18 protein-coding genes and 3 pseudogenes are annotated in these 23,644 nt (G+C 39.6%); 9 read left to right on the top strand and 12 right to left on the bottom strand.

The genetic code is table 11. The annotated features are described in order from the left end of the window. The first annotated feature begins 102 nt into the window (after window positions 1–102). Entirely contained in the window at window positions 103–5,532 is a 5,430-nt protein-coding gene (locus JEU79_RS21400) for a RecQ family ATP-dependent DNA helicase (RefSeq protein ID WP_198265687.1), read from the top strand. Between the two features lie 19 nt (window positions 5,533–5,551). On the opposite strand, the gene JEU79_RS21395 is transcribed toward JEU79_RS21400, so the two are convergent. Next, window positions 5,552–5,725, bottom strand: a complete 174-nt coding sequence (locus tag JEU79_RS21395; RefSeq protein ID WP_198265686.1) for a CopG family transcriptional regulator — start codon at window positions 5,723–5,725, stop codon at window positions 5,552–5,554. A 726-nt stretch (window positions 5,726–6,451) separates the two neighbouring features. Between JEU79_RS21395 and lexA the strand changes: the two genes are divergently transcribed. Then, the gene (gene lexA / locus JEU79_RS21390) at window positions 6,452–6,922 is read left to right on the top strand and encodes a transcriptional repressor LexA (RefSeq protein ID WP_198265685.1); all 471 of its coding nucleotides are present in this window, start codon (window positions 6,452–6,454) and stop codon (window positions 6,920–6,922) included. A gap of 29 nt (window positions 6,923–6,951) precedes the next feature. Next, window positions 6,952–7,728 carry an endonuclease/exonuclease/phosphatase family protein gene (locus JEU79_RS21385; RefSeq protein ID WP_246540451.1) on the top strand — a complete coding sequence of 259 codons (777 nt, stop codon included), beginning with the start codon at window positions 6,952–6,954 and terminating at the stop codon, window positions 7,726–7,728. Window positions 7,729–7,750: 22 nt separating this feature from the next. Here the strand turns inward: JEU79_RS21385 and JEU79_RS21380 are convergent, their stop codons facing one another. The 3 genes and pseudogenes from JEU79_RS21380 to JEU79_RS21370 all read right to left on the bottom strand — a co-directional run bounded on the left by JEU79_RS21380 (window position 7,751) and on the right by JEU79_RS21370 (window position 10,170). Continuing rightward, on the bottom strand, window positions 7,751–8,854 hold the full coding sequence (locus tag JEU79_RS21380; protein ID WP_198265684.1) for an HD-GYP domain-containing protein: 1,104 nt from the start codon (window positions 8,852–8,854) through the stop codon (window positions 7,751–7,753). Window positions 8,855–8,992: 138 nt separating this feature from the next. After that, window positions 8,993–9,926, bottom strand: a pseudogene (locus tag JEU79_RS21375) (IS3 family transposase). A gap of 31 nt (window positions 9,927–9,957) precedes the next feature. Further along, a complete protein-coding gene (locus JEU79_RS21370; protein WP_198265683.1) occupies window positions 9,958–10,170 on the bottom strand; it encodes a DUF3391 domain-containing protein in 213 nt (70 codons plus the stop codon). Window positions 10,171–10,284: 114 nt separating this feature from the next. On the opposite strand from JEU79_RS21370, the gene JEU79_RS27810 reads away from it, so the two are divergent. Then, complete coding sequence (locus tag JEU79_RS27810) at window positions 10,285–10,548, top strand: DUF45 domain-containing protein (RefSeq protein ID WP_214660645.1); 264 nt, start codon at window positions 10,285–10,287, stop codon at window positions 10,546–10,548. Continuing rightward, window positions 10,527–11,036 carry a M48 family metallopeptidase gene (locus JEU79_RS21360; protein WP_281401009.1) on the top strand — a complete coding sequence of 170 codons (510 nt, stop codon included), beginning with the start codon at window positions 10,527–10,529 and terminating at the stop codon, window positions 11,034–11,036. Before JEU79_RS27810 ends, JEU79_RS21360 begins: the two co-directional genes overlap by 22 nt. Window positions 11,037–11,039: 3 nt before the next feature. Here JEU79_RS21360 and JEU79_RS21355 read toward each other — a convergent pair whose 3' ends face one another. Next, window positions 11,040–11,255 carry a hypothetical protein gene (locus JEU79_RS21355; RefSeq protein ID WP_214660644.1) on the bottom strand — a complete coding sequence of 72 codons (216 nt, stop codon included), beginning with the start codon at window positions 11,253–11,255 and terminating at the stop codon, window positions 11,040–11,042. A 33-nt stretch (window positions 11,256–11,288) separates the two neighbouring features. On the opposite strand from JEU79_RS21355, the pseudogene JEU79_RS21350 reads away from it, so the two are divergent. The 3 genes and pseudogenes from JEU79_RS21350 to JEU79_RS21340 all read left to right on the top strand — a co-directional run. Then, window positions 11,289–11,855 (top strand): annotated as a pseudogene (locus JEU79_RS21350) (IS3 family transposase); the annotation flags it as partial. Between the two features lie 165 nt (window positions 11,856–12,020). After that, entirely contained in the window at window positions 12,021–12,560 is a 540-nt protein-coding gene (locus JEU79_RS21345) for a DUF1415 domain-containing protein (RefSeq protein ID WP_198265679.1), read from the top strand. 145 nt (window positions 12,561–12,705) lie between these two features. Then, window positions 12,706–13,407 carry a hypothetical protein gene (locus JEU79_RS21340; RefSeq protein WP_198265678.1) on the top strand — a complete coding sequence of 234 codons (702 nt, stop codon included), beginning with the start codon at window positions 12,706–12,708 and terminating at the stop codon, window positions 13,405–13,407. Window positions 13,408–13,424: 17 nt separating this feature from the next. On the opposite strand, the gene JEU79_RS21335 is transcribed toward JEU79_RS21340, so the two are convergent. The 7 genes and pseudogenes from JEU79_RS21335 to JEU79_RS21310 all read right to left on the bottom strand — a co-directional run bounded on the left by JEU79_RS21335 (window position 13,425) and on the right by JEU79_RS21310 (window position 21,283). Then, window positions 13,425–14,966, bottom strand: a complete 1,542-nt coding sequence (locus JEU79_RS21335) for a 2Fe-2S iron-sulfur cluster-binding protein (RefSeq protein ID WP_198265677.1) — start codon at window positions 14,964–14,966, stop codon at window positions 13,425–13,427. Between the two features lie 50 nt (window positions 14,967–15,016). After that, window positions 15,017–15,799 carry an HD-GYP domain-containing protein gene (locus tag JEU79_RS21330; RefSeq protein ID WP_198265676.1) on the bottom strand — a complete coding sequence of 261 codons (783 nt, stop codon included), beginning with the start codon at window positions 15,797–15,799 and terminating at the stop codon, window positions 15,017–15,019. 330 nt (window positions 15,800–16,129) lie between these two features. Beyond that, window positions 16,130–17,289 (bottom strand): annotated as a pseudogene (locus JEU79_RS21325) (IS3 family transposase). Window positions 17,290–17,784: 495 nt separating this feature from the next. Next, window positions 17,785–18,648 (bottom strand): IS3 family transposase, encoded by an 864-nt coding sequence (locus JEU79_RS21320; RefSeq protein ID WP_198263029.1) that lies wholly within the window; start codon window positions 18,646–18,648, stop codon window positions 17,785–17,787. Continuing rightward, on the bottom strand, window positions 18,626–18,946 hold the full coding sequence (locus JEU79_RS27025) for a transposase (RefSeq protein WP_198263033.1): 321 nt from the start codon (window positions 18,944–18,946) through the stop codon (window positions 18,626–18,628). Before JEU79_RS27025 ends, JEU79_RS21320 begins: the two co-directional genes overlap by 23 nt. 31 nt (window positions 18,947–18,977) lie before the next feature. Further along, complete coding sequence (locus tag JEU79_RS28990; protein ID WP_425511195.1) at window positions 18,978–19,265, bottom strand: PhnD/SsuA/transferrin family substrate-binding protein; 288 nt, start codon at window positions 19,263–19,265, stop codon at window positions 18,978–18,980. A gap of 359 nt (window positions 19,266–19,624) precedes the next feature. Then, the gene (locus JEU79_RS21310; protein ID WP_198265675.1) at window positions 19,625–21,283 is read right to left on the bottom strand and encodes an alpha-D-glucose phosphate-specific phosphoglucomutase; all 1,659 of its coding nucleotides are present in this window, start codon (window positions 21,281–21,283) and stop codon (window positions 19,625–19,627) included. A 344-nt stretch (window positions 21,284–21,627) separates the two neighbouring features. Between JEU79_RS21310 and htpG the strand changes: the two genes are divergently transcribed. Next, window positions 21,628–23,562: a molecular chaperone HtpG gene (gene htpG, locus JEU79_RS21305; RefSeq protein WP_198265674.1), complete on the top strand. Its 1,935-nt coding sequence runs from the start codon at window positions 21,628–21,630 to the stop codon at window positions 23,560–23,562. The last annotated feature ends 82 nt before the right edge of the window (window positions 23,563–23,644 follow it).

Raw genomic sequence — 23,644 nt, 5'->3', positions numbered from 1 at the left:
GAAATGACCTATTATCAAATAAAGTGTTATAGTATGAATGCGTTAGACGATTTTTCACTGAGCTTTCAACTTTTACTTTAGGTTTTAATAGACAGGATAATAATGCCTCTTGAACAGATTTTATCCTTAGATTTAGAAATCAGTAAAGATGCAAAAAAATTATTGCATCTGGGGGCTGTGCTTGGTGAGCAAAGGCTGGATATTCGCAATGATTATGCCGGTGCTATTGAACAGCTTAATCGCTTAGCTGAAAAAGCTAAATTCCTCCTAGGGCATAATATTCTACATCATGATTTACCCTGGCTGAAACAGCAGAGACTAGCTAATTTGGCAGAACCCGTTATCGACTCTTTGCTGGTTGTAGACTCTTTGCTGGTTGTAGACACTTTGCTGGTTGTAGACACTTTGCCGGTTGTAGACACTTTACCGGTTATCGACACTTTACCGGTTATCGACACTTTACCGGTTATCGACACTTTATTCCTATCCCCACTAGCCTTTCCAAAAAATCCATATCACCGTCTGATAAAAGACTATAAAATCATTAAGGATAGTTATAACAATCCGGTTGCTGATGCGCAGTTGGCTTTGAGCGTTTTTAGTGAACAGTATGACGCATTAAAGCAGCAATATCGGCAGAATCCTAGTTTAATTGACCTTTATGCCAGTCTTTTTCGGCATCATTCTGATTCAACTATAGATACTATTGGGCTGGCGGAAGTGATGGCCGATGTGAGCCATGAGGTGCTATTTGAAAAGAAGGCTGAGAAGAAAGCCGGAGTGGTAGCAGAAAAGCCTATTAGAAGAATTGAGATGCTGATAGCTGATTGTCTGGTGGATAAGTGTTGTGCCAATCAATTACGGCAGTTAATAAAAGATTTTCGGCAACAAAAAATTCATGCACTTAGTTTGGCCTATGCAGTTGCCTGGCTACAGCTTGCTGATACTAATTCTATTTTACCTGCCTGGGTATGGCACCAGTTTCCCGCGACAAAAATACTGATTCATCAACTACGTGAAACACCTTGTGGTGATGTATCATGTGATTATTGTCGCGATAATTTTGATGCCCGATTGCATCTGCAAAACTATTATGAATGGGATGATTTTCGCTTGCAGGCAGATGGCACAGCCTTACAAAAAGAAATTATTGATGCGGCAATTCGATCTGAGTCGTTATTGGCTATTCTACCGACTGGCGGAGGCAAGTCACTTTGCTTCCAATTACCAGCCTTGATAAAGAACAAACGCAATGGGGCATTGACGATTGTTATTTCACCACTACAGGCTTTGATGAAAGATCAGGTTGATAACCTCAAAGATAAAGTCGGCATTGAAAGTGTTGCAGCCGTTTATGGCATGCTCACCATGACAGAACGAAGTGCGGTGCTAGAAGCGGTGCGTCTGGGCGACATTAGCATCTTATATCTATCGCCTGAGCAATTACGTAATCGCCGCGTCAAACAGGTACTTTTATCCCGTCAGATTGGTGCCTGGGTGTTTGATGAGGCACACTGCTTATCAAAATGGGGACATGATTTTCGGCCTGATTATTTATATTGTGCCAAGGTGATTGCGCAGATTGCAGCACAACAAAAAGAAACGCCTCCGCCTATCTGGTGCTATACCGCTACGGCAAAGATGGATGTTATTGATGATATTTGTCATCATTTCAAACAGCAATTGGGCTGTGATTTAAGACGTTTTGAGGGTGGAGTTGAGCGACAAAATTTGCTCTATGACGTGGTGCCTGCTCAGGCACATAATAAACTTGCACAAATTATTGAACTGACCAAAAATTGCTTTGCGGATGGGCAAAGTGGTAGTTGTGTGATTTATTGTGCGACCCGAAAAAAAGTAGAACAACTTGCCGAAGATCTCAGTCAGGCACAAGATTTGTCCGTGAGCTATTTTCATGCCGGTCTGGATGCATCGGCAAAAAGGGATATTCTGGAGCGCTTTGTGGCGGGTGAGTTTCGACTTATTTGTGCCACCAACGCCTTTGGTATGGGGATTGATAAAGAAGATGTGCGTTTGGTGATTCATTATGACATTCCCGGATCAGTTGAAAATTATTTACAGGAAGCTGGACGGGCAGGGCGTGATCAGCAACCAGCCCAATGTATATTACTATTTGATAAAGAAGATATTGAGCAACAGTTTAAACTGAGCAAGCATTCTGAAATCCGCTTAAAAGATATTACAGAAATTCTCAAAGAACTTCGCTATCGGGCAAAGTCCACTGATGGTCGTGTGGTTGCGACCAGTAAGGAGTTGTTGCGTTCTGATTATATGAATTCAGATATCAGTGTTGAAGACCGGATGGCTGATACCAAAGTGAAAACAGCTTTGGCCTGGCTAGAGCGAGAAGGTTTTTTACAGCGTGATGATAACATTAATAGTGTGTTTCAGGGCAAGCCACTATTTGCCGACCTACAAGAAGCTGAAGTAAAACTACAGACATTGCAATTGTCTGCCAGTGCCAGACAGGAATGGCGTTTAATTTTAGAAGCCTTAATCAATGCTGAAGATGATGAAGGCCTCAATGCTGATGACATTCTAGACTCAGTGCTCAGTCGCATCAAATTCCAACACCAGGAACATCATCAAGAACAGCAGCAAAAACAATTAATGACCCCACAACGTATTATGGAAATCCTGGCGCAAATGGCCAGTTGTGGTCTGCTGAGCAAAGGGCTTTCCATGACCGCCTGGTTGCGGCCTAAAGGCTGTGATAATAGTCGTTATACCTTTAAATCTATCAGTCATATTGAGAATACCTTATTGCAGCTCTTACCAGAGTCTTCCTCGGATGAAGACCTACAAATGACTCATCAATTGGATATACGGGCTGTTAATTCAAGCTTGATTAATGACTGTCAATTAAAATCATCCACACGAATAATTCGCCAGTTACTAAAAACATGGAGTGAGGATGGCAAATTATCCGGTAGTACGGGTTCGATTAGCTTTGCCTTTATTGCCAGAGAGCAGTTTAATGTGCAGTTAAATCGTAGTTGGTCAGAGATAAAACAAGTGGTGCAACAGCGCCAGGAGATGACGGGTAAGATTGTGGATTTTCTTTATGCTCGCTTGAGTTCTCAGAACGCGCAATCAAAGAAGAAAGTCATGCTGGAATTCTCTTTGGAAGAAGCGATCACAGTGTTAAAAAACGATCTGTTTATAGCGCCGCTATTAAGTGATAAATCCCCCGTTGCGCAAGATGAATTTCTGCTCAAAGGCATTGAGCGGGCATTATTATTTTTAGATGCCCATAAAGCCATTGAACTACAAAATGGCATGGCGGTGTTTAAACAGGCGATGGAAATAAACCTTAATACAGCTAATCACCATCGTTATAGTAAAAATAATTATCATCAACTGGATGATCATTATCAGCAGAAAATCATTCAAATTCATGTAATGAATGAATATGCTCGGTTGGGTATGGAACAAATAAAGCTGGCAATGGGGCTGATAAAAGATTATTTTTCCCTGCTCAATGAATCTTTTGTTCGCCAGTATTTTAACAATAGAAAAACCATGCTGGAGCGAGCCACCAGCCAGGAGTCATGGAATAATATTGTTGTCGCTTTAAATAATCAAGCGCAACAAAGAATCGTTCATGCCAGCATTCGAAAAAATCAATTAGTACTGGCTGGACCCGGTTCAGGAAAATCAAAAGTAATTTTGCATCGAATCGCCTTTTTAGTACGGGTAAAACAAGTACCGGCAAATAAAATTTTGGTGCTGTGTTTTAATCATAATACGGCATTGGCATTACAAAAGCGTCTTGTTGAATTATTGGCAGTGGATGCCCGCTTTGTGCGCATTCATACCTTTCATGGACTGGCTTTACGCATACTGGGACAGACATTTGATCCGCAACAAATGACGGGAAAAAATGGTGCAACGGACTTTGACCAATTAATTCATCAGGCAATCAATCTACTGACCGGCGAAGCACATGAATTGGGGATGGACACTCTGCATCAGCGTGCTGCTATTTTAGATGGTGTAGAACATATTCTAGTGGATGAGTACCAGGATGTGGATCAACTGCAATATAATCTGATTTCAGCATTAACCGGCAAACATCTTGCGGAAGATGAAAAGCTGTCTTTAATGGTGGTGGGTGATGATGATCAATCTATTTATCAGTTTCGTCAGGCAAATGTTAAATATATTCATCAATTTCAGCAGGATTATCAAGCTGAAAAGCACTATCTTACAGAAAACTATCGTTCCACAAAAAATATCATTGCTGCTGCTAACTCTTTGATTGAAGCCAATCAGGATAGAATGAAAACGGAGCATGCCATTGAAATTAACCAAGCCAGACAGATGGAATTACCTGGTGGGCATTGGCAGTCTATTACGACACTCTCTATAGGAGATAGCTCTATAGGAAAAAGCTCAGTGGGACAACTCTCGCTGGGAAAAGCCACTCAGGGAAAAGTTGCTATCATTCATTGTAATAATGTCGAACAACAAGCCAATGCAGTTTTACAACAAATACGCCATATTCAAATCCTAGATGATAGTGTTCAGAATGAGGATATTGCGGTGCTAGCGCGTCACGGCATTGATAAAATAGAACTATCAAGTGTACGTTCGGTGCTGCATCAAGCGGGTATCAACTATTGTTATAGCGCTGTCAAAGAGGATTCATTTCCACTACATGCTGTCAAAGAGATTATAGAATTTAAAAACTGGCTCAGTAGTGAACAAAGTATAATGATATCCACTGAGCAGATGCTAAGTTATTTACCTGAAGAAAAAAATCACTGGCAACAACTATTAGAAAACATCATTATTGACTGGCAAATGCAATTTGGTCATCAGTCATTAGCCAGTTCTCACTTTGTCCGACAATTCAATGACTATTTACTTGAACAGAAACGACAAACTCGTTATGGACAAGGGATCTTGCTCAGTACCGTGCATGGGGTTAAAGGTGAAGAATTTAAGCATGTGATTTTATTGGATGGTCAATGGCAATTTAAAACACTGGATAAAAATAAAATTGAAGAAGAGCGCCGACTTTATTATGTGGCTATGACCCGTAGCATTGAACATCTCGTGTTGATGCAATATTCCAATATGCCAAACCCACATATCAGTCTCATTGATAAAACCTATTGTGATAATGAATATAGTCAGGCCGCCGAACAGATTAAACAGCCCATGTTTTTTTATACGATAGGATTAAGCCAGTTGTATTTAAGCTATGCGGCTAAATTTCCAGCCGCTCATATTGTTAATCAGTCACTGGAAAAATTGTCTGTGGGTGATGAGCTTAAGTTAAAGATGAATGATAAAGAGCAATTGTTTTTTCAATTCAATAAGAGTGATGTCATTAGATTGTCACGTCAGGGTCAGGATAAATTGGCGCATTTGCTTAACAGGCCTTATCAGGCAAAAGTTATTGCATTAATTCAGCGTCAGACTGATTCGGAAAATGAGTATGATACGCATAATAAAATGAGTTGTTGGTGGGTACCAGTGATCGAGGTGATTTTAAGAGGCTAAAGCCTTTAAATGTGTTGAATTAATTTTTTAAATAATTCAATATCAGAGATTCAATTAAATTTTGAATACTGGTTTCTTGTTCGATGGCTTTAATTTTTAGTGCTTTTAGGGTTTGTTTATCTAAACGTAATGAGGTGTTTTTTTTATTGCTTTTGCTTTTTTCAGATTTTTTTTGTTTTTGTTTTACATTCATAACAGACCTCAATAAATATAGGGCGCAGCCATAATGCTACGCCCTTGAGAATTTAGTGATAGATTTTCAATATTGCTATTACTATCAACTAGTCACCTTTCTCAATTTACTTCTTTAAAGATTTTTTTAGCTTTTTAATTTTCTTAGCTTGCTTAGCAATTTTTGCTGAGCGTGCTTTGATTTCTTTTTTTACCGACTTTGATTTCTTAGACATAATAAATTCCTATTTTAAGGTTAAAGTTTTCATGACGTAATGACGTCATGAAATGTATCCTGTCGTGTTTGTATGGAAAGTCAAGTAACAAGGATGAATATTAGTTAATTGTAGTGAATTTTATTAAAAGTTCAGGAAAAATGAACATGAGCATAATTCCATTGATATTCTCAGAGTTTAACCTAAAAAAAATCAGTTGAACCTACTGCGACCGCCTTATGCACTGAATCTTAAGGATTTTCCAGCACATTTTGATTTCACCCGTAGGGTGTACGAATAAAGCCAAAATAACCTGTAACCCCCTTAATCTTCAGCACCTAAGTCGCTCTCGCTACGATTCAACTGATTATTTTAGGTTTATGTAATTCAGCGCCATCAATCGAGGACTGGCTCCTGCTAATTAAAGTTAATTTAAAAGTATGTCAAAAATATCAAATAATACCTTGAATAATGTACATAAAGTGTATACTCTTAAACTTAATTATAAAGGTAATATGTTGGGGGGTGGTTGTATGTCGACAGAAATTAGTTATTTATTGCCAAAAAATAAGCACTCAGTCTGGACGCCAGAATTAGAAGTGCTGGATGACTTAAGTACAGAGGCACTTGTGTCGGTACCATTGTTGGGTTTTATTACTGCGGGTCAGCCTATCGAACGGGTGGAGCAGAATGAGTCCGTTGCGGTGCCTGAGAATATGGTCAGTCGGAACACGTATGCATTGAAAGTACGCGGTCATTCCATGATTGATGATAATATTCAGGATGGTGACGTGGTGATTATTGAGAAAACAGTCAGTGCGACAAATGGTCAGTCTGTGGTTTGTTTGATCAACAATGAACAAGTCACACTGAAAAAATTCTATATTGAAAAAAATGGTATTCGCTTGCAACCGGCTAATCCGGATATGGATCCTATTTTTCTTAAAAATGAAGAGGTGCAAATATTAGGTGTGGTTTCCGGCATAGTGAGAACTTTCCACTAATATTCGCTAACTAAATATTTGCAAACTAAGTGACAGATAAATCGATTTCAGCGCCCAATACTATAAAAATACTGACCTATAATATTCATAAAGGTTTCAGTATCGCGAATAGGCGCTTTACTTTGTTTGCAATCCGCGAAGCATTGGAAGATATCGATCCTGATGTGATTTTTTTGCAGGAGTTGCAGGGTGAGCATCATAAACGCCGTCGTAAAATTGCCACCTGGCCGCTTAAGCCTCAGGGGGAATTCCTTGCCGAAAACCTTTGGCCGTTCTCTCTCTATGCAAAAAATGCAGTGTATAAAAAAGGTCATCATGGCAATGGCTTGCTCTGTAAATTCCCTATTATTTCCTGGCAAAACACCAACCTATCTAAGGCAAAATTTGCTAGTCGTAGTTATTTGCACGCCAAAATTTTATTACCCAATCAAACCCACCTCAATTTAGTTTGTATACATTTGGGCTTATTTGAAGCAGAACGAGAGTCGCAATTGGATATGATTGCGCAAACCATAGAACAGACTATTCCTGAGGATGAGTCGTTGATTATGGCGGGTGATTTTAATGATTGGCGTAAACGGGCATTGGATCATATGAAAATCGATCTGGGGCTGAAGGAAGCTTTTTTGAATGATTCGGGACAGCATGCTCGAACATTCCCTGTCTGGCGACCAACTTTACAGGTGGATAGGATTTACTACCGAGGTCTGGAGTTACAGGAAACACTCTCTTTTCGACATAAGCGTTGGCGTAAATTATCCGATCATCTCCCGATTGGCGCAATTTTTAAGTTTCCTGATAAATAATATGCGGGGCTTATAACCGGCGCTATTGGTTAACGGCCAATCCAATGGTACCCTTGTCCAGATACTCTTCTATTTGTATGCCATAAGCCCCATTAGAGAGTGATTTTTTGATGGTATAAAGGGTATTGGTAAAGGTGATATCGCCTCGCTTTAAATCCACGACACGTTCATTTTTTTCCTGCTTGTCCGAGCCTAGCACTAATAAGATTTTGGGTTTGATGCCATCTTCGTTATTGGTTTCAATAATGATCCCCACTTCACCGGTATTCATTTCAACTAGGCTACCCGGTGCGTAAATACCAATAAAATGAATAAAATGCCCTAAAATGGTTTTGTCATACAGACTATCTTTGCATTGGTAGATATGTCGGCAAGCATCCAGTGTTGTTATACCCTTACTATAGGGTTTATCGGATATCATGGAATCATAGGAATCCAGAATGCCAATGATTTTGGCATAATAGGGGATGCGCTCGGCAGTAATACCACGAGGATAACCCGAGCCATCAAGACGTTCGTGATGGCAATATGCCACATCGACCGCACCAGGGTAAACACCTGATTTTGAAATAAGCAACTTTTTGCCATAAGTAGGATGTTGTTGCATAATCTCTATTTCTTCAGCACTGAGATTTTCTTGTTTTTGTAGCAATTCTTTGGGAATGCGTACCTTTCCAACATCATGAAGCAGTCCACAAACCCCAATATTTTGCAATTCTAGCTCACGAAAACCCAGCTCTCTGCCCAGTGCAATGGCGTAAATACAGACGCGCAGGGAATGTTCGGCAGTATAGTTATCTTTAGTGCGGATCTGAGTAAGCCAGACGAGTGCGGAGTCATTGCGTAAGATGCTGTCAACACAGTCATCAACCACGTCATTGACCTGTTTGATGTCAAGCTCACCGCTGAGTCGAATGGTATCAAGAATGGCACTGGTTTGTGCACAGGCATCTTTATAGGCTGAGCGGGCGGTGTTTAATTCTTGATCGATGGGGATCTTGTTGATGTAGGAAATACGTTCCTTGGTACTTACTTGAGGCGTTTCCGTTTTCTCAGTACTGGTGCTTTGATCTGTTTGCCAGGTTTGCTTGGCTGCTCGGACATAAACATTTTTTGGCTGTTTCAAGTGATTTTTGTCATTTTGTATTTCCTATCATTTTAGTTTCTCATGTTAACTTTAAACAGATGAAGAGAAAGGGCTTTGCCCTCTGGAACGATAGAGCCGTTCCATTCACCCAAGGTATCCCCTCTTCAATCAATCGATTTAAGCTATTTCCTGCTGTATTTCATAATCGACTGGTGACAAATAATCATTAGCCGAATGAAGTCGCTCCCGATTATAAAATACCTCAATATATTCAAATATTGCCTGCTTTGCTTCTACTCTGGTTTTGAATCGACAATGGTGCGTCAATTCAGTTTTCAAACTATGAAAGAAGCTCTCTGATACAGCATTGTCCCAGCAATTTCCTTTGCGGCTCATAGACTGAATTATGTTATGATCCGACAATATTTTTCTATGACTATCAGAGGCATATTGGCTACCTCGGTCAGTATGCCAAAGCAATCCATCCATTGGTTTACGCTTCCATATGGCCATCAGTAAAGCATCATTGACTAGCTTGGCTTTCATTCGCTCATCCATCGACCAGCCAACAATTTGCCTAGAGAATAAGTCAATGACAACCGCTAAATATAACCAGCCTTCCTTGGTGGCAATATAGGTAATATCACCCACATAGTATTTTAGCTGCTCAGTAAGCGCTTCATTTTCTTTCTCTCTATCCGTTTTAGGAGAGCTAACCCAATCATAATAGCAACTACGGGAAACATCCATAAAACGGCACAGAATCGTTACCGGGTAATCTTTAGCCTGATCAGTTATCCATGCGTACTTCACAAAGTTTCCCTTGCAAAGTACGCTGTGGCCTTTTTAATAAATCACGCTCCTGAATCACTTTTGCCAATTCTTTTTTCAGACGTTTTACTTCATCATAAATGTGTTCATCACTTCTATTGGCTACCGTCTTCACCGGTTTGGAATATTTACTGATCCAGGTATGTAGAGTATTTACATTAACACCTAGCTCCCTGGCAGTCTGAGAAACGGGTTGATCCGTCTCATTAGCTAATTTGACAGCTGATTCTTTAAATTCTGATGTATAGCTTTTATTCGGTTTTTTTGTTTGATCATTCATTTTAGGTCACACTTTTTATCTTTTAGTTATTTTAAGTTGTGTGTCCGGTTAAGTATAGCCACATTACATACTCGCAGACTGCTTTGAGTGCGTGTAATTCATCCAGCGTATTAATCTGAAAACCCTGATAAATGAAGTCGGTTTCTTCCCAGGGACGATCCAGACGGGCAACAAACATGCCTAATTCAAGTAAATCAACAGAACGTTTGAGTTCAATGTATTCAGTAGAGCTTACTTCAGCCATCTATGTCAGCCACTTATTTGTTTTTATATTACATGCTTTAATCTCAGCATAGCAGTAAAAATGGTATAATTCTAAGTGCTGCTTAACATTTACTAAAAAGGTTCTAAATACAAATTGTTATCATCTGAGTTGACACTTGAAAACTATACTATCCGGTGGTCTAAGCGGGCAAAATACATACGCCTGACGGTTTCTTTAGAAAAAGGAATTGTCGTTGTAGTCCCTGCAACAATGAGTGAACAAAAAATACAGCAAGTTGTACCACAGTTTATCAACGAGAAGCAGAGCTGGTTACAGCAGGCGGTTAAAAACTACGTGACAGCGGTGTTGCGACCCGATCAATTGATGAATGTCTATTGCCTGAAAACGTTGCTCTAAAAGCATTGGGCGAAAATTTTTCTATTGTTTACCGTACTGAATCGGCTATGTCGGGTCGTAGTTTAAAGTTAAGGTTGGTCGCAGCACAACAATTAGAAATTAGAGGAAATTTAGAGCATAAGAAATCGGTATTTGCCTTATTGGAAAGCTTTTTTAAAGATTATGCGCGCAGTTATTTTAAGGAAAAGCTGGATCATTATAGTGAGCAATATCAGTTACCCTACAATCGCTTGACTGTGCGAGCACAAAAAACTCGCTGGGGTAGTTGTTCTGCAAAAAAGAACATTAACCTTAATTATCGTTTATTATTTATTGATGAAGTCTTGTTGGATTATATTTTAGTACATGAACTGGTTCATACGGTGCAAATGAATCACTCAGCGTCTTTTTGGACTCATTTGGAAAGTTTAATGAGTGATGCTCGAGTGAGGGATAAGCAAGTCAATCAGGAGACGAAAAACCTGCCTTGTTGGATTTTTTACTCATAAAGTTTACTGCGGCTGTGTCGAGGACTTTTCTTGTTTGTTTGCGCGCTTATATTTTTTATTGTCAACATTGCTCCATAAATTACGGGTTAACAACCAAACAATAAAGGTAAGACCCAGGGCGCCGACAATGATTAAGCTATGCATGCCGGGAAAATGGAAAAAGCCTGAACCAATTGAGCTTAATGAGGCCAGACTATCCGGAGACTCATTTTTGATCAATCCTTCTGTGCCGACAAAGAGCATAATAATGTGTTACTGGAAAGAGAGTTTACTGTCTCTCAACCTGATCGCTACTATGTGGGTGATATTACCTATATTGCCACCAAGGAAGGCTGGTTATATTTAGCGGTTGTCATTGACTTATTCTCTAGGCAAATTGTTGGCTGGTCGATGGATGAGCGAATGAAAGCCAAGCTAGTCAATGATGCTTTACTGATGGCCATATGGAAGCGTAAACCAATGGATGGATTGCTTTGGCATACTGACCGAGGTAGCCAATATGCCTCTGATAGTCATAGAAAAATATTGTCGGATCATAACATAATTCAGTCTATGAGCCGCAAAGGAAATTGCTGGGACAATGCTGTATCAGAGAGCTTCTTTCATAGTTTGAAAACTGAATTGACGCACCATTGTCGATTCAAAACCAGAGTAGAAGCAAAGCAGGCAATATTTGAATATATTGAGGTATTTTATAATCGGGAGCGACTTCATTCGGCTAATGATTATTTGTCACCAGTCGATTATGAAATAAAACTGTCCGGAAAAGTGTTGACACATCATACAATCAATCGGCTCTTAGTCAAAATGCCTCGCTGAATTTCCAAGTGTCATGGGTATATGCTAGCGAGATTTCATGACAGGTTGATGACAATCACACTCAATGTTTGAAAAATTCCTGAATAATTCAGGTTCAAAAAATAAGCCAAAAAAATTACCTCAATGAAGCTCTAAGATATGAGTAAGCCCCTAGGATAAACACGTATGGAAAATATAATTAAAGCGACACAATGCTGGTTAGACTCGGTTATTATCGAGCATAATATCTGCCCTTTTGCGAAACAAGAACGAGACAAAGGGCGTATTCGTTTCTTTGTTTCACAAGCAGAAGAAATGAGCCAAATGCTGGAGCAATTGGTGCTTGAATGGGAGCGCTTGGATGAACAGCCTGAAATTGAAACCACCTTGTTTATGTTGGCTCATATCGGCCATGACTTTAATGAGTATTTAGATATCTTGGAGATTGCTAATCAATTGCTGATTGAGCAAGATTGCGAAGGAATTTATCAATTAGCCAGTTTTCATCCCAATTACTGTTTTGCAGGCAGTGATGATGAAGATCCTGCTAATTATACCAATCGTTCTCCTTATCCTACCTTGCATATTATTCGTGAAAAAAGTCTTGAGCAGGCACTACAGAATTATCCAGAGCCAGAACTGATACCCGTTCGAAATATTGAGTATTGTCAGACCCTTGGTTTGGAAAAAATGCAACAAATGTTAGCAAAATGTATGACTGACTGAAGATAGAAAAGGGTTGAATCAGCACGGAACAGCCCCAATCTATAGCAAATTAGTCAGGATTTCTTCTTGTAGTAGAAAAACCTTATAGTTGAAACATCTTATAATTGAAACATCTTGTAGTAGAAAATGAACTGAGAGAATTTACATGAGCCAGGAAAGTGAGCAAAAAACAGATTTTATTGAAACCTCTGATGCCAAGGAATCACGTGAATTTCTTGCGGCCAAAGTGGTTGAATTAGCCGAAGAATTAGAAAAACTGCCATCTGTCGTCGAGCCAATGATCCGAGCCAGACTATTATTGGATTTGGCAAATGCTGAATTGGGTATGACACAAATGAGTGATGTTTGGAATCATGCCAAAGCGGCCTTTGACGTGTGCATTGCCCATGAAGAGTGGCAATTAGCCATTGAAGCTTGTGATATGTTATATCAGACTGAATTACCTTCATCCATTGTGGCACTTGGGCATGGTGTTTGGTTGTCGGTCACTTATCCCGTTGAACCAGAATACAGTATTAATATGTTGAACAATGTCATTAATGAAACCAGCGATGATGCTGATGGCGCGGCACTGGCTGCTATTACCGCACATTTTATTGTCGATCAGCGTACCGAAGGCAAAAAACGTGATGACTTAAAAATACTGACCTCAAATATGTTAGCCAAAGTTGCTCTACGCCATAGCAAAGTAGAAACTCAAGTTGGCCTAGATGTCTGGATGGATAAACTCGACCTTAGAGATCCCGATGTCTTCCTGCCACGCATGGGCATGGTCGTCGGTGCAATTGTCGGTGAAGATAATTGGTGGTTTGACCGTGTAGCATTAAAATCTAAGCTACCCAATTAAAAATTAAGCATTAAAAATTAATCCCTAATCTCTTTACCGTGAAAAATGCTTTCAAAGTGTAGGTTCTGCCCCTTGATGCCATGTGAAATGAGCAAGGGTTTAAGTAAATGGTTGAGGTGACTCGGTGCAGCGATGTATAAGTCAAAATTCAATAAATGACTATGCTCATCATGTAAATGCTGCATCAGCGAGTCGGCTACCACATCTGTTTTCGCGTCACACATGATGCGGGTATAAGTGAAATTATCCAGGGCATCGTGCCAGGAACGGCAGAGATTATCCAGATAGTGATCTTCTACTTTAGTGGTCATCCAATATAAGTGAATCGTTTCTGCATGTTCCAGAGACATGGCATGTTCTATCAGACTTTTAATTGGCGCAAAGCCGGTATCCCAGGCAACAAAAATTAAAGAGTTGGGTGAGTCTTCATTGAGTACAAAGCTACCGTGTGGCCCATTCAGGGTCAGACTATCCCCGGTTTTCAAATCATTTTTAATCACCTTGGCAAAGGGTTCATCGGCACCAATCGGAATATGAAACTCCAGATTAGCGGGCTCACAAGGACAACTGGCGATTGAGTATTCCGCAATAATGGGCGGTTTTTCTTCATCGCTCTGATTGTTTTGCATATGCTGTTGCAGATAGTTATCCAGTGCTAATTCAATATGCTGTCCCGCCAAAAATCTTAGACGCTGACTGCGTGGTGTTTTTAAGGTTAGTACCATGACATTATCATTAATTCGCTGTAATTTTTTCACCTTGGTGGCAATACTTTGTTGTGGAATATCGTCTGAGCTCACCGCTTCTTCTGACTCCAAAGTAATATCGGTCACAGCCGTATTGGCGCAGGTCAAAATAAAGCCCTGGCTTTTTTCACTTTCAGAAAACACATAATCCTGATGGGCTGTTTTCTCTACTCGCCCAGACAATAGCTTGGCTTTACATTTGCCACACTTACCATTATTACAGCCATAATCAACGGCTAAACCAGAGCGAAGTGCAGACTCTAGCAAAGTCTCTGATTTGTCTGAAATATAATCATGGCGACTGGGTAATAAGCGTACATGCGGAAGCATAAACTGCTTTATCTGGTGTTCTAATGTGATGGGTGGACTTGCTTTTTCTTCATTGAGGGAAGATAGAGCTGTCTCAAACCAGTCATTTATTTCCTGGAGTGATTGCTCATGAGTGTTATTGGCTGAGAGATCCATGAGCTTTTGTTTCATGCCATCAATGAGTGCTTCCATTTGACTGACACGGTTATGTTCATCGTTGAGTTCTTTGCTGACTGCGACCAGACGTCGGCTCAGTGCGTCAACATGTGCGCCTTCGCGTTCACTTTGAGCCATTTTATGCACGGCATCTTTCATGAACTTTTCCATCTTTTCCAGCATGGTATTATCTTCATAAACCGCATCGGGAAAGGCTAGCTTTAAGTCAGAAAGTACCACCGTGCCTTCCATGACCGTGAGCTTGTTTTCCTGAATCTTTTTTTGAATATCACCGCGTTTAACACCAATAAGGCGAGCGGCCTGAGAAAGAGATAAATGGCGATCCATTGCTTATTCCTGTCTGGTAAAAAATAATAGGTCTATATAAAGTGAAAAACTTAAATCAGATCAAGGTATTTTTGTGGATCAACATTCCACTTGTGATCGGATTCAGAGCTAATTATTTTCAGTTTATCCTGTTTTGACAAATCAATAACGGTTGGTTCAAGTGTTTCATTGCTTTTAGTATTAAGAAAAACCACCACGCGTGGCAGCAAAATGTTGCTATTATTTTCAATCACTACGGCAAGACGATGATTACTGAGCATGACTAAAGTGGCGGGCGGGTAAATGCCAACACACTGAATAAATTCTTGCATCAATTGTGGATTAAAGTGTGAACCCGTCCATGACAACATGCGTTTTAGTACCACAGAAGGATCTTGGCCTTTGTGATAACAACGATCTGCTGTCAGGGCATCATACACATCGACAATGGCGGACATTTGTCCAATGAGGCTAATTTCATCGCCTTTTTTACCATCGGGATAGCCTGAGCCATCATATTTCTCATGGTGTAGAGCGCCAACATCTAAGGCGTTTTGGCTGACGCCAGGCGTTTGGGATAAAATGATACGACTATCCACCACGTGCTGGCGCATAATCACAAATTCTTCATCGGTAAGTTTGCTGGGCTTGTTAAGAATTTCCGGTGGTGTACGTGCTTTGCCAATATCGTGCAATAGGCCACCGACACCTACTTCATGAATGATTTCAGCAGACATGCCACGACCTTTAGCAAATGACATCATCAGCACACCAATATTAACGGAATGCTCGAAGGTGTAGGTATCCATGTTGCGAATGCGAGAAAGACCCAGTAAGGCGTTATGATTTTCCAATACAGACTCCGTCATTTTATCGACGACGGGTGTGACTTGTGATGTGTCAACACTTTTCCGGACAGTTTTCTAAATATTTTTTTGGCTGTTTCAAGTGATTTTTGTCATTTTGTATTTCCTATCATTTTAGTTTCTCATGTTAACTTTAAACAGATGAAGAGAAAGGGCTTTGCCCTCTGGAACGATAGAGCCGTTCCATTCACCCAAGGTATTTTCACAACGGTAATGATCCTGTTACAATATCTTCACGGCACAGGCTGAGGAGTCGATGGCCGTCAACGGTAATGGGCGGCATTTATGTCGCCTTTTACCCCTCTTCAATCAATCGATTTAAGCTATTTCCTGCTGTATTTCATAATCGACTGGTGACAAATAATCATTAGCGAATGAAGTCGCTCCCGATTATAAAATACCTCAATATATTCAAATATTGCCTGCTTTGCTTCTACTCTGGTTTTGAATCGACAATGGTGCGTCAATTCAGTTTTCAAACTATGAAAGAAGCTCTCTGATACAGCATTGTCCCAGCAATTTCCTTTGCGGCTCATAGACTGAATTATGTTATGATCCGACAATATTTTTCTATGACTATCAGAGGCATATTGGCTACCTCGGTCAGTATGCCAAAGCAATCCATCCATTGGTTTACGCTTCCATATGGCCATCAGTAAAGCATCATTGACTAGCTTGGCTTTCATTCGCTCATCCATCGACCAGCCAACAATTTGCCTAGAGAATAAGTCAATGACAACCGCTAAATATAACCAGCCTTCCTTGGTGGCAATATAGGTAATATCACCCACATAGTAGCGATCAGGTTGAGAGACAGTAAACTCTCTTTCCAGTAAATTTGGAGATATACGCTTATTATGCTTGGAATTAGTCGTCGCTTTAAAGCGTCTCTTCGTTTTACAAAACAAACCGGCTTTTTTCATTAATCGACCAATTCTCCGGCGGCTTATATGAACGCCTTTTTCAGCCAGTTTTCTTTTAAGACGACGGGTTCCATAAGTCTTGCGACTGTCTTCAAACAGTTTTTTAGCTGCTCAGTAAGCGCTTCATTTTCTTTCTCTCTATCCGTTTTAGGAGAGCTAACCCAATCATAATAGCAACTACGGGAAACATCCATAAAACGGCACAGAATCGTTACCGGGTAATCTTTAGCCTGATCAGTTATCCATGCGTACTTCACAAAGTTTCCCTTGCAAAGTACGCTGTGGCCTTTTTAATAAATCACGCTCCTGAATCACTTTTGCCAATTCTTTTTTCAGACGTTTTACTTCATCATAAATGTGTTCATCACTTCTATTGGCTACCGTCTTCACCGGTTTGGAATATTTACTGATCCAGGTATGTAGAGTATTTACATTAACACCTAGCTCCCTGGCAGTCTGAGAAACGGGTTGATCCGTCTCATTAGCTAATTTGACAGCTGATTCTTTAAATTCTGATGTATAGCTTTTATTCGGTTTTTTTGTTTGATCATTCATTTTAGGTCACACTTTTTATCTTTTAGTTGTTTTAAGTTGTGTGTCCGGTTAAGTATAGCCACATTAATTCAGGAACTACAATATAGCATAAAAGCATTTAAAAGTCTGTCCAATAAATATTTATAGGGCGGCCACGCTTTTTGAAACCACGCTGAAAGTGCACATAATAAACTCTTGAGTCAGCGTAGTCAGATAAAGCCATTGTGATGTGTCAACACTTTTCCGGACAGTTTTCTAAATATTTTTTGGCTGTTTCAAGTGATTTTTGTCATTTTGTATTTCCTATCATTTTAGTTTCTCATGTTAACTTTAAACAGATGAAGAGAAAGGGCTTTTGCCCTCTGGAACGATAGAGCCGTTCCATTCACCCAAGGTATTTTCACAACGGTAATGATCCTGTTACAATATCTTCACGGCACAGGCTGAGGAGCCGATGGCCGTCAACGGTAATGGGCGGCATTTATGTCGCCTTTTACCCCTCTTCAATCAATCGATTTAAGCTATTTCCTGCTGTATTTCATAATCGACTGGTGACAAATAATCATTAGCCGAATGAAGTCGCTCCCGATTATAAAATACCTCAATATATTCAAATATTGCCTGCTTTGCTTCTACTCTGGTTTTGAATCGACAATGGTGCGTCAATTCAGTTTTCAAACTATGAAAGAAGCTCTCTGATACAGCATTGTCCCAGCAATTTCCTTTGCGGCTCATAGACTGAATTATGTTATGATCCGACAATATTTTTCTATGACTATCAGAGGCATATTGGCTACCTCGGTCAGTATGCCAAAGCAATCCATCCATTGGTTTACGCTTCCATATGGCCATCAGTAAAGCATCATTGACTAGCTTGGCTTTCATTCGCTCATCCATCGACCAGCCAACAATTTGCCTAGAGAATAAGTCAATGACAACCGCTAAATATAACCAGCCTTCCTTGGTGGCAATATAGGTAATATCACCCACATAGTAGCGATCAGGTTGAGAGACAGTAAACTCTCTTTCCAGTAAATTTGGAGATATACGCTTATTATGCTTGGAATTAGTCGTCGCTTTAAAGCGTCTCTTCGTTTTACAAAACAAACCGGCTTTTTTCATTAATCGACCAATTCTCCGGCGGCTTATATGAACGCCTTTTTCAGCCAGTTTTCTTTTTAAGACGACGGGTTCCATAAGTCTTGCGACTGTCTTCAAACAGTTTTTTAGCTGCTCAGTAAGCGCTTCATTTTCTTTCTCTCTATCCGTTTTAGGAGAGCTAACCCAATCATAATAGCAACTACGGGAAACATCCATAAAACGGCACAGAATCGTTACCGGGTAATCTTTAGCCTGATCAGTTATCCATGCGTACTTCACAAAGTTTCCCTTGCAAAGTACGCTGTGGCCTTTTTAATAAATCACGCTCCTGAATCACTTTTGCCAATTCTTTTTTCAGACGTTTTACTTCATCATAAATGTGTTCATCACTTCTATTGGCTACCGTCTTCACCGGTTTGGAATATTTACTGATCCAGGTATGTAGAGTATTTACATTAACACCTAGCTCCCTGGCAGTCTGAGAAACGGGTTGATCCGTCTCATTAGCTAATTTGACAGCTGATTCTTTAAATTCTGATGTATAGCTTTTATTCGGTTTTTTTGTTTGATCATTCATTTTAGGTCACACTTTTTATCTTTTAGTTATTTTAAGTTGTGTGTCCGGTTAAGTATAGCCACATTAGACTATCTATTGGCACCATAAATAGAGCTGATAAGGGAGTTCTATATTTTGCTAGTGGTTGGTAATTATATTGATCGTGTGCCCATATATAGTCAAAGGGTTGTACTAGGATTATGTCATAAGATTCGTTTTTTAGGTTTTCAATAAATCGGCCATAACTTGAAGTGCTAGTCATTACGATTTTTTTTGACATTGATTCATTTATTTCAGTCACGAGTGGTGTGTGTAGTTGTTTTAGAATTTGCGGTGGCAGGTAGGGGAAATCCCTAATGAATAAGTACTCTTATCGGGTGTTTCGGCAAGTAAATTCATTGCTAGGAATAAGGAACACAAACTGCTTAAAAATACTATTTTTTTCATGGTCAAATCTTCAATCATATATAACAAAGGAAAATTCCCTTATATAATTTAGAAATGTATAAATTCACTTTCCCTATAGGCTAAAATATTAATGAAATATCTTTAAAACATGCCGAATGAGTTTTTATACAAGCTATTTTACTACTAATAAATGTAGTTTAAAATTAATAAAAAACAAGTAATATCGTCAAATATTTTGCATCAGATAATAACCATTTTTAATAAATGATTATTATTCAGGAGCAAACTTTCTTAGGTAATAACAGTCGCTTCAGTACGTCCAGAAATTGATGTCAGCTGACTAATCTCGGTTGAGAGTTGAATCAGCTGAAGCAATGCTTCCTGAGTATCCTGATACATTTTATCTTGTTCTGCTTCATAACTTTCATAATAAATTCTCAAGGTTGCACCGCTAGTACCCGTGCCAGACAAGCGAAAAATGACTCTTGAGCCATTGGTGAATCCGATGCGAATGCCCTGATGTTCACTTACACTCTTATCGATGGGATCGGTATAGCAAAAATCATCACTATAACTGACACATAAAGATCCAAATTCTTTACCACTCAAGTGTTTTACTTGTTCACGTAAACCGGCCATAAGTTGATTAGCTGAATCAGTATCAATGGCTTCATAATCATGACGGGAATAATAATTACGACCAAATTCCTGCCAATGTGACTGGACAATATCTTTCACCGATTCTTTGCGTACGGCTAAGATATTGAGCCAGAAAAGTACTGCCCATAAACCGTCTTTTTCACGAATATGACTGGATCCTGTGCCAAAGCTTTCTTCACCGCATAAGGTAACTTTATCGGCATCCATTAAATTGCCAAAAAACTTCCATCCCGTGGGCGTTTCATAGCTGTCAATCTTTAATTTCTTGGCTACTTGATCAGCAGCCTGACTAGTCGGCATGGAGCGGGCAACGCCCATGACTTTGCCATTGTACGATGAGATGAGATGTGCATTAGCGGTCAATATTGCCAGACTATCACTGGGTGTGACAAAAATATTATTTCCCACGATCATATTTCTATCACCATCACCATCGGATGCAGCGCCAAAATCAGGAGCATGATCAGAAAACATGAGCTGGGCTAATTCATGGGCATGAACCAGGTTGGGATCAGGGTGGCCACCGCCAAAATCTTCTAATGGAATGCCGTTGATAACTGAACCTGCAGAGGCTCCCAATTGCAGTTCCAGTATATTAATAGCATATGGCCCCGTAACAGCGTGCATGGCATCAAAACAAAGCTTAAAACCACTGGAAAATAAGTTTCTGATGGCATCAAAATCAAATAAATCATTCATGAGTTCAGAATAATCAGCCACGGAATCGATGATCTCTACTGTCATACCCGCCAAATCATGGCTGGCTAATTGGCTGAGATCAATATCAGAGGTGTGCTCAATGATTTGATACTGAGCAATCACTTTGGTTTGTGCATAAATTGCATCGGTAATTTTTTCTGGTGCAGGGCCACCATTATCCGTATTGTATTTTATGCCAAAATCTTCATCTGGACCGCCAGAATTATGACTGGCAGAGAGAATAATGCCCCCAAAAGCCTGTTTTTTTCTAATGATAACCGAGGCCGCTGGAGTGGATAAAATACCATTTTGACCGACTAGGACTTTAGAAAAGCCATTAGCACTAGCCATTTTTAAAATGATTTGTATGGCATCTTGGTTATAAAAGCGTCCATCCCCACCTAAAACTAGTGTTTTTCCCTGGATATTGCCAATTGAATTAAAAATAGCCTGGACAAAATTTTCCAGATAGTGAGCTTGTTTGAATTGCGTTACTTTTTTTCTTAAACCAGATGTGCCGGGTTTTTGGTCATCAAACGGCGTAGTAGAAATGGTTTTAGAAGCGCTCTTAGAAATGATACTGGATGGCATGGAAAATCCTTCTCTAATCAGTAAATTGAAAGTAGTAACTCTGTAAAAAAATCTGTTAAATAACTTTGGTAAAAAAATCGGGTAAAATAATCGGGTAAAATAATCTGACAAATAATCTGATAAATAATCTGATAAATAACTCTAAAATATTTCAAAACTCGAAATACAGGACTATTTTAACCGATAATGGTCATTATCCCAATATAGAACAAGAGAATGTTAGAAATCCCCTTGAAAGTGACAAATTTAGCCCCACATTTTCTAGCATTATTACTAAAATCATTTGGCACACAATTAATGCTAAATGATCGATTGTCAAAATTAAATCCTGAAGGGGAAAATGAATGAGTGTTGAAGCACATAAGGAAACACTTGGCTTTCAAACTGAAGTCAACCAATTATTAAAGTTAATGATCCACTCTTTATACAGTAATAAAGAGATTTTCCTTAGAGAACTGGTGTCAAATGCATCTGATGCTATCGACAAACTTCGTTTTGAAGCCATTAGCGAAAGCAAACTATACGAAAATGATTCGGAACTGAAAATTTCTTTATCCTTTGATAAAGAAGCCCGTACCATCACCATTTCTGATAATGGTATCGGCATGTCACGTGATGAAGTGGTGGATAATATTGGTACGATTGCTAAATCAGGTACGCGTCAGTTTTTAGACTCACTGACTGGCGATCAAAAGAAAGATGCCAATGCCATTGGTCAATTTGGTGTGGGTTTCTATTCATCTTTTATTATTGCAGATAAAGTTAGCCTGCGTACACGTCGTGCAGGCACGGCTGCTGATCAGGCTGTTTTATGGGAATCAGCCGGTGAAGGTGAATTTAGCATTGAAACAGTGGACAAAGAACTACGTGGTACTGAAGTCACCCTACACCTTAAAGATGATGAAGATGAATTCCTTGATGGTACACGTCTAAGAACGATTGTACGTAAATATTCTGATCACATTACTGTGCCCATCGAAATGCTTAAAGAAGCAATGCCACCTATGCCGACTGAAGAGGGTGAAGAGGAAGCGAAGGACGATATCGAAGATGTGATTGAATATGAAGTTGTCAATAATGCTTCTGCATTATGGACTCGTTCTAAGAAAGACATCACTGATGAAGAATACACTGAGTTTTATAAGCACGTTGGTCATGACTTTGAAGAGCCTCTAGCGCGTTCTCATAATCAGGTAGAAGGTAAGTATGAATATACTTCCTTACTCTTTATTCCCAAACGTGCACCTTTTGATATGTGGGATCGTGAACGTCAGCATGGTATTAAACTTTATGTACGTCGCGTCTTCATCATGGATGAAACCGAAAAGTTAATGCCTAATTACCTGCGTTTTGTGAAAGGTATTATTGATTCTAATGATCTGCCCTTGAATGTTTCCCGTGAAATTTTACAGAATTCAAAAGTGCTGGATAATATTCGTTCTGGTTCAGTGAAGAAAGTTTTGTCATTATTGCAAAGAATGGCTAATAACGATAAAGAAGATTATGCGACATTCTGGAAAGAATTTGGCCGTGTGATGAAAGAAGGGCCAGGAGAAGATTTTGCTAATCGAGATAAAATTGCCAAATTGCTCCGTTTTTCCAGTACCAATGATAACAAGGAAGACCAAACAGTCTCTTTAGATGAGTACATTACTCGTATGAAAGACGGTCAAAAGGATATTTATTATATTACTGCTGATAGCTTTGCAGCGGCTAAAAATAGTCCTCACCTTGAAGTCTTTCGTAAGAAGGGCATTGAAGTCTTATTGTTAACTGATAGAGTTGATGAATTCCTAATGTCTTCATTGCCAACTTATGAAGAGAAAAATATTGTTTCTGTTGCTCGTGGTGAACTAGACCTGGGCGAAATGGAAGATGAAGAAGAAAAGAAAGAGTATGAAAAAACTCAGGAAGAGTACAAAGACTTCCTTAAGCGTGTCACAGAATCATTGGGTGATGATATCAAAGAAGTGCGCATGACGCATCGTCTAACTGACTCTCCAGCTTGTTTAGTGACAGGTGAACATGATATGAGTGCTAACCTAGAACGTCTACTACAGCAAGCCGGTCAGGATGTTATGGGGCATAAGCCTATCTTTGAACTTAATCCGGAACATCCTCTGATTAAGCGTTTGAGTAAAGACGTTGATGGTGAGCGTTTCGATGACTGGACTCGCATCTTATTTGAACAGGCACTTCTCAGTGAAGGTGGTCAATTAGAAGATCCCGCTACCTTCGTAAGCCGATTGAATAAAATGTTGTTGGAACTGACCAGCTAAGCACGGGTATAAAACCGTCAAGCAAATAGGGCTGGATATGTTTTATTCATATTCAGCCCTTTTTTTTAGCTCATAATAAGCA

Origin of the sequence: sulfur-oxidizing endosymbiont of Gigantopelta aegis (assembly GCF_016097415.1) — a bacterium.
Lineage (GTDB): Bacteria > Pseudomonadota > Gammaproteobacteria > GRL18 > GRL18 > GRL18.
This window is presented reverse-complemented; position numbering and strand designations above follow the sequence as displayed.

Bases quoted from the DNA above. Each gene is read 5' to 3' on its own strand.
- JEU79_RS21400 (WP_198265687.1), top strand. From the start codon at position 103: ATGCCTCTTGAACAGATTTTATCCTTAGATTTAGAAATCAGTAAAGAT.
- JEU79_RS21395 (WP_198265686.1), bottom strand. From the start codon at position 5,725: ATGAATGTAAAACAAAAACAAAAAAAATCTGAAAAAAGCAAAAGCAAT.
- lexA (WP_198265685.1), top strand. From the start codon at position 6,452: ATGTCGACAGAAATTAGTTATTTATTGCCAAAAAATAAGCACTCAGTC.
- JEU79_RS21370 (WP_198265683.1), bottom strand. From the start codon at position 10,170: ATGGCTGAAGTAAGCTCTACTGAATACATTGAACTCAAACGTTCTGTT.
- JEU79_RS21345 (WP_198265679.1), top strand. From the start codon at position 12,021: ATGGAAAATATAATTAAAGCGACACAATGCTGGTTAGACTCGGTTATT.
- JEU79_RS21340 (WP_198265678.1), top strand. From the start codon at position 12,706: ATGAGCCAGGAAAGTGAGCAAAAAACAGATTTTATTGAAACCTCTGAT.
- JEU79_RS21335 (WP_198265677.1), bottom strand. From the start codon at position 14,966: ATGGATCGCCATTTATCTCTTTCTCAGGCCGCTCGCCTTATTGGTGTT.
- JEU79_RS27025 (WP_198263033.1), bottom strand. From the start codon at position 18,946: ATGAATGATCAAACAAAAAAACCGAATAAAAGCTATACATCAGAATTT.
- JEU79_RS21310 (WP_198265675.1), bottom strand. From the start codon at position 21,283: ATGCCATCCAGTATCATTTCTAAGAGCGCTTCTAAAACCATTTCTACT.
- htpG (WP_198265674.1), top strand. From the start codon at position 21,628: ATGAGTGTTGAAGCACATAAGGAAACACTTGGCTTTCAAACTGAAGTC.